This window comes from Methylomonas sp. BG-2 (assembly GCF_057766305.1).
This window is the reverse complement of record NZ_JBYMAP010000184.1, coordinates 1-8,135: the sequence shown is the minus strand read 5'-3', so window position 1 is coordinate 8,135 and position 8,135 is coordinate 1. Positions and strand designations below refer to the sequence as shown.

At 51.0% G+C, this 8,135-nt stretch carries 11 protein-coding genes and 2 pseudogenes; 4 read left to right on the top strand and 9 right to left on the bottom strand.

The annotated features are described in order from the left end of the window. From AC3B8H_RS15800 to AC3B8H_RS15785, 4 genes are all read right to left on the bottom strand, one after another. A partial coding sequence (locus tag AC3B8H_RS15800; RefSeq protein ID WP_488442504.1) for a hypothetical protein occupies window positions 1-231 on the bottom strand: 231 nt, incomplete at its 3' end. 490 nt (window positions 232-721) lie between these two features. Further along, window positions 722-976, bottom strand: coding sequence for a hypothetical protein (locus AC3B8H_RS15795; RefSeq protein ID WP_488442503.1), 255 nt, complete (start codon window positions 974-976; stop codon window positions 722-724). A gap of 64 nt (window positions 977-1,040) precedes the next feature. Then, window positions 1,041-1,286, bottom strand: coding sequence for a type II toxin-antitoxin system RelE/ParE family toxin (locus tag AC3B8H_RS15790; RefSeq protein WP_488442502.1), 246 nt, complete (start codon window positions 1,284-1,286; stop codon window positions 1,041-1,043). Then, window positions 1,283-1,534, bottom strand: a complete 252-nt coding sequence (locus AC3B8H_RS15785) for a hypothetical protein (protein WP_488442501.1) — start codon at window positions 1,532-1,534, stop codon at window positions 1,283-1,285. Before AC3B8H_RS15785 ends, AC3B8H_RS15790 begins: the two co-directional genes overlap by 4 nt. A gap of 525 nt (window positions 1,535-2,059) precedes the next feature. Between AC3B8H_RS15785 and AC3B8H_RS15780 the strand changes: the two genes are divergently transcribed. Beyond that, window positions 2,060-3,799: a tyrosine-type recombinase/integrase gene (locus AC3B8H_RS15780; RefSeq protein WP_488442500.1), complete on the top strand. Its 1,740-nt coding sequence runs from the start codon at window positions 2,060-2,062 to the stop codon at window positions 3,797-3,799. Window positions 3,800-3,946: 147 nt separating this feature from the next. On the opposite strand, the gene AC3B8H_RS15775 is transcribed toward AC3B8H_RS15780, so the two are convergent. The 5 genes and pseudogenes from AC3B8H_RS15775 to AC3B8H_RS15755 form a co-directional block, all read right to left on the bottom strand. After that, window positions 3,947-4,078 (bottom strand): hypothetical protein, encoded by a 132-nt coding sequence (locus tag AC3B8H_RS15775; RefSeq protein WP_488442499.1) that lies wholly within the window; start codon window positions 4,076-4,078, stop codon window positions 3,947-3,949. Next, the gene (locus AC3B8H_RS15770) at window positions 4,065-5,069 is read right to left on the bottom strand and encodes a PDDEXK nuclease domain-containing protein (RefSeq protein ID WP_488442498.1); all 1,005 of its coding nucleotides are present in this window, start codon (window positions 5,067-5,069) and stop codon (window positions 4,065-4,067) included. The genes AC3B8H_RS15775 and AC3B8H_RS15770 overlap by 14 nt, the downstream gene beginning before the upstream one ends. Further along, window positions 5,062-5,577 (bottom strand): type I restriction endonuclease subunit R, EcoR124 family, encoded by a 516-nt coding sequence (locus AC3B8H_RS15765; RefSeq protein WP_488442497.1) that lies wholly within the window; start codon window positions 5,575-5,577, stop codon window positions 5,062-5,064. The genes AC3B8H_RS15770 and AC3B8H_RS15765 overlap by 8 nt, the downstream gene beginning before the upstream one ends. A 34-nt stretch (window positions 5,578-5,611) precedes the next feature. Further along, window positions 5,612-5,909, bottom strand: a pseudogene (locus AC3B8H_RS15760) (integrase core domain-containing protein); the annotation flags it as partial. Window positions 5,910-5,938: 29 nt separating this feature from the next. Then, on the bottom strand, window positions 5,939-6,181 hold the full coding sequence (locus AC3B8H_RS15755) for a transposase (protein ID WP_488442496.1): 243 nt from the start codon (window positions 6,179-6,181) through the stop codon (window positions 5,939-5,941). 479 nt (window positions 6,182-6,660) lie between these two features. On the opposite strand from AC3B8H_RS15755, the pseudogene AC3B8H_RS15750 reads away from it, so the two are divergent. From AC3B8H_RS15750 to AC3B8H_RS15740, 3 genes and pseudogenes are all read left to right on the top strand, one after another. After that, window positions 6,661-6,774: pseudogene (locus AC3B8H_RS15750) on the top strand (transposase); the annotation flags it as partial. A gap of 145 nt (window positions 6,775-6,919) precedes the next feature. Continuing rightward, the gene (locus AC3B8H_RS15745; RefSeq protein WP_488442505.1) at window positions 6,920-7,162 is read left to right on the top strand and encodes a hypothetical protein; all 243 of its coding nucleotides are present in this window, start codon (window positions 6,920-6,922) and stop codon (window positions 7,160-7,162) included. 181 nt (window positions 7,163-7,343) lie between these two features. Then, a partial coding sequence (locus AC3B8H_RS15740) for an IS3 family transposase (protein ID WP_488442495.1) occupies window positions 7,344-8,135 on the top strand: 792 nt, incomplete at its 3' end.

Here is an 8,135-nt window from a genome sequence, read left to right as displayed (position 1 = left end):
CACATTGTTACCGCGCTGCCGCATGCAATTGGAATATGCGGTCACTTGGTCGGTGGTGCGTTTAGCGAGCGGACGGCAATAGCGATCATCAGCATCGAAGGCGATGGCCGATTTTCCGGCTCCTGGCGTGGCTGTGATTTGTAGGTTATGAGCGCAGCCAGACAGTGCTAAAAGTGGGGCCGACAAAAGTAACGGTTTACAGTTTAACTTTAAGCCAAATTGAAATTGCATATAGTTTTTGCTTGGAAAAATTATTATTTCAAATAAAAGCGCTGTTGTTTAGGTAAAAATGCTTTGTCGTTTAATTCTTACTCGGAAATATATAAAACACGCTATTTCAAAACCGGGGAGTCTCTATTTTTGCCGAAAGATTTTTTTCGAGCTTCCCTGCAGGAAAAAATCGGCATAAATGTGGAAGAAAATTTTAGTGCGACAAGAATCTGCCGGCAACGCCAGTTTTTAAGTCTCATGATTACCACTCTTTAGTTGAATAAGTGCCGATAGAAAAACGTCGACCATTCTAAAGAGGCAATCCGGACATCCGTGTTCGCGAACCCTAAGAAATTCCGAGTTGTGCATTAGACACCGCTCAGCTTTTTCTCTTGTGTGGTGCAACCAATAACATGAAAAAATTTGATTGACAATATCTGTCGAAAAATATTTTTATAATTGGAACTACAAGCGGAGGTTGCAGCAATTAATTTATTGATTCTTGGTGAGTTCAGTAGATAATTAAACTTGAGTTTTTGGTATTGATTAATACGGCAGCTATACAGGCCAAAGCTGCCGATGAAATCACTGCGTTCAAGGTCGGGTTAGGGTCGATTGCGATAATTCGCCACTTCCAAAAGAGGTCATCCACTAACGGCGTAATCGTATTGGGGGAAGCCGGAACCCCAGAAATTACCGTCATCATTAAGTGGGCACAAGCAACCATTTCACCTGCCGTCATTTCGATCATGGCTGCCCAAGCCATCACTCTTTGAGCCGGTCAGCCAGTCGTGTCATCAGGTCCATGCGCTCATGGAAAATAGCCACGATCAGAGCAGGCGCTCCCTCACGCGGTAGACAGAAGACGTAATGAGTTCGTACCGCCCCATCCGTAGAGCCGGAAAAAGCGCGCTCATGTCTTTGAATACACCCCGGCCATCGGCGAGACTGGCGATACCTTGTTCCAACGTAGCGATGTAGTGCCGCACTTGCGCATCGCCCCATTGCTTGCGGGTGTAGCGGACAATGCCGCGCAGGTCGGATTCTGCCGCCGTAGTGAGAACGTAGCCGGTCAAGCCTGGCCCGCGATCAGTTCTTCATCGAGAATTTCGCTGATGCTCTTGGTAGACACATCGCCAGCAAGTCCCTCGTGGATGCGGGTATCGAGCAGGGTTTGCAGCTCCTTCCATGTTTGATCGGCATCCGCATCGCCGGGAAACAGCCTTTCCAGCGCGTATTGCTTGATGGTCTTGCCCTGCAAGGCAGCCAGTGCTTTCAGGCTTTGGTGCTGCTGGTCTGTTAAGTCGATGGTTAGGCGACTCATGGGATAAACGCCAAAATTACAAATCCCCACACTAGCACCTATGTGCTGATAGAGCAAACCTTTCCGTCCATGACCGCATTGGCACAGGTTTTCGTAAAACATTTACAACTCGGCGATCCTGTCGCGGCCGCTGACGAAATAAGAGCATCTCGGCATCGACAAGGCGCTGGTGTTGATCACACAGAGTCGCCGGCGACATGGCGGCACATTCTGCTCATCGGGCACTACCCCTTCTAGAATGACGGCAAGATGATCGACCTGGATGTGCTCGTGTCCAGTCACTTTTATCCCGCGCACAAACAGCCTCAATGGCTAAAACTGCGGTTTATCGGGTGTTACAGCGGATTAGCGCCGAATCAATCAATAATTTATTTAGTGTTTCACTGATATATTTAACTAGTTGGATTTCTAAGTTGATATAGCCCTAATTATATCAACTAGATCAAAAATGCTTATGGTATAGTTCCGCCAGACTCATCCCCCGGCTCCAGGCCGATTTTCCCACCCAGGAGAGCGCTGCCCTTCATGAACTTAGCCGATTTAATACTGCTGCGAGGCTGGATCAACGGAATACCCTACCCCGCGCTCGACGAGCAACGCGCGGAAAGCGACGAACCGGCCCGCCGACGCCTGAAAACCCTGCGCCGAGCCCTGGCGATCAAAGCCCGCTTTTATGGACAGCTGGATTTCGTTGAACTCTGGATGAGTCCACGTCAGGCGACGTCGACGTGGTCGACGCGCGCGGAACACGCCTTAAACACCCTGAACCGATGGCCCGATCCGGTACCGGCGGGCGATCAGGCGTTACGACGTTGGTTGCCTGAAAACGTGTGTGCGGCGTTGCCCGCATCAGTCGCCACCTGCGCAGATGCGGTCCAATGGTTAGCCGAGAACGAAGCCGCCGGCTCCGAAATCCCCACCGCTCGAAAACAGGCGCAGAAAACTCTGACCCTCTTTTTAAAGCAACATGCCGAGAGGCTGGGATACCAATCTCGCCCCAGCATGCCCAAGCTCCGTTCACTCGCCTCGTCGCAGTCGATGGCGCCGTTGGAACAGGTATTAATCCCCATCGAACTGAACGGTGAACACGGGAGTAATCGCTCGCCAGACGCGTGCCGGATCGACGCCAATCACGATTTAGCCGCGATTCACAGCTGGTTGTCGTTAAAAAATGACAACCCGAAAACTTACCAAGCGTACAAAAAAGAGCTGGAACGCCTGTTACTCTGGGCCATCTTAGAACGTAAACGCGCTCTGTCCTCATTGAGCACCGACGATTGCCGCGCGTACATCCAGTTTTTGAAAAATTTAACGACGGCCGATCAGCAATGGGTGACACAGCAACCCGCCAACAAGCGCCACGGCAAATGGAAGCCCTTTTACTATCGAACACCAAAGGACGCCGCTCCTGTTTTGGGAGATTCGACCGAACCCGCACCGCCGCAACTCGTACTATCCGCCAAAAGCATTAATTACGCGAAAACCGTGATAAACGGGTGCATGGCCTGGCTCGTCAAACAACACTATCTAACGCACAATAACTTCGACGACATGCCGAATATCAAGTGCGCGCAGACCCCGCTACAAACGACAAACCGGGCCTTCACCTTGACCCAAATGCAAACCATCTTGGCCTATGCCCAAGAACAGATTCAGCCGGGATCCGCAACGGAAACCGCCGATCGGCGCTTGTGGTTTATTTTGACGTTTGCGTTTTACACTGGGCTTCGCCTCCATGAATTGGCGGCAGCGAGTTTCGGCGATATCGAAACCCTGGATGATGACCAGGGCGCACATTATTTTTTACGGGTCGTTGGAAAGCACAGTAAGTTACGGAAAACCTCCCTGCCATCCACCTTAATAGAAGCGCTACAGTCTTACTTAAGAGCGTGCGGGCGTCCCAGTCTGTTTGAACGGTTACCGCCGGAAGCACCACTGATACCGAGTCTGCGTGACCCTACCGCCCGTAAGCATCTCAGCCCCGCGGGCCTGCATAAAACGTTAGCGGCTTTTTTCGATCAAATGTATGTCACCTTAAGCAAGGATCCGGAAGCGGATTTACGACTAGTGAATAAAATCCGCAAAGCCTCCGCACACTGGCTACGCCATAGTTACGGTAGTTATTTGGCCAATGACAAACAAGTACCGCTAGCTTATATTCGCGACGAATTGGGACATGCCGATATCAGCACCACGTCGCTGTATTTAAACACCGACGCCAAACAGCGACAAAAAGTAGTAAGTGAAGCATTTAACGGACTCTAGTTCGCAGGCTATGCGTCTATGTTGGTTTACCATCATTACTTTAGCATGCACGAAGGTTTGAATATTCCGAACTATTTCGTCGCAGTCGGCATTTCTGAGTTGTCGGTGGGCATTGCTGGAACAGTTGTAGGGGCCGATATCAAGCCTTCAACCCGGTAAAAAATCTGGCAACGCCAGTGGCGGTTTCCAATCGGAATGGGTGCCTGATTTGGACTGGAATATGCCGCCGATGGGCAAGTTGCCAAACCCTTTTTCTTGAGCCACCTCATAGGGTTTCATCCCGTTCCTGCGTCAGCAATTCATGCAATTTGGCCTGTATCAGTTTTTTGTCCGGCAATTGCAATTGATATTGAGCAATCAAGGTCGGCGACAGATTGCGCGATAGCGCGTATTCCACCACTTCGTCGTCCTTGTCTCGGCACAACAGCACGCCGATGCTGGGGTTTTCGTGCGGCTTTTTAACATCGCGATCCAGCGCTTCCAGGTAAAAACTCAGCTGTCCCATGTGTTCCGGCGAGAATTTACCGATTTTCAGTTCAAAAGCCACTAATGCTGACAAGCCGCGGTGGTAAAACAGCAAATCGATATAAAAGTCCTGATTGCCGACTTGCAGACGGAAGTGTTCGCCCATGAAGATAAAGTCGCCACCCAGTTCCAGAATAAAGGCTTTTATATGCCGGATCAGGGCATTTTGCAGGTCGTTTTCGCTGTGGGTTTCCGGCAAGCCGAGAAACTCCAGTACGTAGTTGTCTTTGAAGACTGCGCTAATTTGGGGGTGAAATTCTCTCAACGGTGTTGAGAGTTTTGGATGATCCAGCTTGGCACGCTCAAATACACAGGCGCTAATTTGCCGATCAATTTCGCGAACGCTGTATTTTTCATCAATCGACAGCTTTAAATAAAACGCTCTTTCCTGTTGAGTTTTACAGCGAGAAAAAATAGCCAGGTTGTGTGACCAGGGCAATTCTCTCACCAGCGCTGAGAGTTTTTCATCCGCCTGATAGGTTTCGTAAAACTGCTTCATACGCCATAGATTTTTGTCGCTAAATCCTTTGACGTCAGGCGCATTGACGGAAATGTAGTGTGCCAGTTCGGTAACGACGCCTTTACCCCAAGCCTCACTTTGCACTTTACGGCTGATGGTCAGGCCTATTTGCCAATACAGGTCTATCAGGGCCGTGTTTGCTTGACTAAAGATCTTATGCCGCGCTTGATAGATATGTTGCAGCACTTCGCTGAACACGGGGTTGGCTATGTTCGGTTTATTCATATACAGCCATTCCTGAAATTTCACGGCCTTGGGTCAGTGGTGCTAATAAATTGCTCAGCTTTTCGCCATCGAAAATCATCCTGATCATGATGGTGGCGACAAAGGCTTTCAGACCGTGTTTGTCGGCAATAGCGGCTAAGTCGCTAGCAGCCTTGGAGGTTATGAAAGTTTGATAACAGTCGCGAATGGCGCTTTCATTGAGGCTTTGCCCGGCGGGCAGATTGATGATGTAAGCAATGAAGAAGTTGCGCTGGTCTAGCAAATTAGCACTGAGCGCTTCACGAGTCATATTTTGTTTGCTGATATTTTGGGTGAATTTGGCGATTAGGTCCATTATGTAGTGGAAATCGATAATCGCAGAGGCGAATAGCACGAATTCATATTTCAGTTGTTGCACTGTGCAGGTACTGTCGCTACCTTTGCCTTGTTGGGCTTTCAGACGCTGCATTTCTTTAAAGTGGTTGATGAACTCGGCGCGGGGGCTACCAGCCAGAAAAAGTGATCCCATTGGTTTGAACAGGAAATGAAAACCCTACCATGGTTTAGACGGCCAACTTAAGGGCTGGGAGCCCATCGTTATACGCTTGATGCGGCGTTTACGGTTCAAGCTGGAATGCGGTCGCTTGTGTTGTACCACTCTAAATACTCCAGGATTGAGGCACGAGCCTGGCCGACAGAGTGGTAGGCATGCAGGTAGACCCGCTCGTATTTGACAGATCGCCCGAGCCGTTCGACAACGACATTATCCCGCCAAGCGCCGCGACCGTCCATACTTACTCTACTGACAGCCTTGGCCGTGAACTGGCTGACTTGGGCGGTATTGACGATACCCGGCCTGCCGACCAATCGGCACTTGGACTCCCGGTTTATCATCCTTTTGCGCTCGACCAACCAGCCTTGGTGAGCGCGCGCCCTAAAAAATCGTTTTCCAAGGTCAGTCGGCCGATTTTCGCATGCAGGGCCTGTAGATCGGTCGGCGACGACTCGGACTCGGCAGGCTTCCCAAACACCGCGGCCGCCCGCTCTGGCAGTGGCTTTTTCCAATCGACAACTTGATTTGGATGAACCTCGAATTCCTGGGTCAACTGGGGCAGGGTTTTATCGCCCGCCAAGGCCGCCAACGCGACTTTGTCTTTGAAGGCAGCTGAATGTTTACTTCTCGGGTTTTAGGACATTTTCTGCTCCGTTTCTTTGTCCTCGCGGACGTTCAAAAGTAGCAGGGTTTTTCACTTAACCGATTGTTCAATTTTTTGGGGCCGGCTCTGTTTTCAATATCTGTGAGTATTTGGGTAACGTGAAGGTCTTAAACCAGGTAAGTGTTTTGCCCTGCCATATGTTGTCATTGTTGCGGATTTGCGGATTTGCGGATTTGGTGATTGCAGTTGACGGTAGCCTTGACAGCATAAATTTGGTACAGACGCATGAAAATCAGCTTTTTCTCGCTAACAAACAGTACCATGTCGCGGGTGAATTCTGGACAATCCCTCCGTGTCTCTATTAGAGACACTCCATAAACTCTCCGTCCGTGTCCCCCCATGTCAGGATAGTTGTCGCCTCAAATTTTAGAACCCTTTAAATTTGAGATAACTAAATGAATTCTTCCAAGAAACTATATTCTGACGAGTTCAGAGAGCAAGCCCTGGCAAAAGTCTACAATCGAGGGAAACGAACCATTCAAGACATTGCCGATGAATCGAACCTCAGCATACATACCTTAAAAAACTGGATGAAAAGCACAGCCACCATCGATAAGCCATATGACAACCCGGCCAAACGCCCCCAAGATTGGCGACCAGAAGAACGCTTGTTGGCACTTCAGGAAAGCCATGGTTTGATCGGCGAGGCGCTGAATGCCTGGTGTCGGCAACGTGGGCTATTTGCGCATCAACTGGCGCAGTGGAAAATGCGACTTTTGTCAGGTCACCAGTCCCCGTTCAGGCGGCGATGGCGGCCAGACACTTCGCACGTTAAAAATCGAGAATCAACGCCTGGAGCGCGAACTGAATCGTAAGGATAAAGCCCTGGCTGAAGCCGCTGCCTTGCTGATTCTGCAAAAAAAGATGCGGGCGCTGTTGGCGGGCGAGGTCGAATGACGTCCCTTCAGCAGCGCCAAACGTTGATTGAATCCGTCGCCGAAGCCACCCAGGCCGGTGAAACCTTGGGCGAAGACCGGCGACCACAACGTCAATTCACGCCGACGCACGCGCTCACTGAAGCCGAGCGCGCACAAGTCCTGGCCGTGGCCAATTCGGAGGAATTCGCCGATTTGCCGATTTGCCGCCGAGCCAAATCGTACCGCATTTGGCCGATCAAGGGATTTATCTGGCGTCCGAATCGAAGTTCTACCGCATCCTGAACGCCGCCCGGCAACTGAAGCACCGCCGTAGCGAACGGCCCAGCCAAGCACGCACCAAGCCCAAAGCGTTGAGTGCCACCGCGCCCAATCAGCTTTACAGCTGGGACATTACCTATCTGCCGACGACCATCAAAGGCCAGTTCTACTATCTCTACCTGTTCCTCGATATTTTCAGCCGCCAGATCGTCGGCTGGCAGGTGTTTGAAGCCGAAAGCAGCCACTACGCCAGCGAGCTGTTGCGGGATATCGTTGGGCGCGAAAGCCTACCACCCGGGCAAGTCATTCTGCATTCCGATAACGGCAGTCCGATGAAAGGCGCCACGATGCTGGCGACCTTGCAACGACTGGGCGTCATGCCGTCGTTCAGCCGACCGGCGGTCAGCAACGACCATCCGTATTCGGAATCGCTATTCAAAACCTTGAAATATCGGCCGCCATACCCGTTGAAACCGTTTGCCGACATACGGGAAGCCCGACAAGGGGGCGCCGACCTCGTGCGGTGGTACAACCATGAACACCGCCATAGTGCCATTGGCTTGGTAATCCCGGCGCAACGCCATGCCGGATTGGACGAAGCACGGTTAATTCAACGCCAAGCCCTTTATGAACACGCTCGCCGCCAAAACCCTCGGTGCTGGAGCCAGCACACCCGGAACTGGAACACAATCCATACCGTGCATTTAAATCCGGATCACGCCGAAACCCAAAAC

Excerpts from the sequence above, each read along its gene's own strand:
- AC3B8H_RS15795 (WP_488442503.1), bottom strand. The coding sequence starts at position 976 with ATGGCTTGGGCAGCCATGATCGAAATGACGGCAGGTGAAATGGTTGCT.
- AC3B8H_RS15785 (WP_488442501.1), bottom strand. The coding sequence starts at position 1,534 with ATGAGTCGCCTAACCATCGACTTAACAGACCAGCAGCACCAAAGCCTG.
- AC3B8H_RS15780 (WP_488442500.1), top strand. The coding sequence starts at position 2,060 with ATGAACTTAGCCGATTTAATACTGCTGCGAGGCTGGATCAACGGAATA.
- AC3B8H_RS15775 (WP_488442499.1), bottom strand. The coding sequence starts at position 4,078 with ATGAAACCCTATGAGGTGGCTCAAGAAAAAGGGTTTGGCAACTTGCCC.
- AC3B8H_RS15770 (WP_488442498.1), bottom strand. The coding sequence starts at position 5,069 with ATGAATAAACCGAACATAGCCAACCCCGTGTTCAGCGAAGTGCTGCAA.
- AC3B8H_RS15765 (WP_488442497.1), bottom strand. The coding sequence starts at position 5,577 with ATGGGATCACTTTTTCTGGCTGGTAGCCCCCGCGCCGAGTTCATCAAC.
- AC3B8H_RS15745 (WP_488442505.1), top strand. The coding sequence starts at position 6,920 with ATGCCTGGTGTCGGCAACGTGGGCTATTTGCGCATCAACTGGCGCAGT.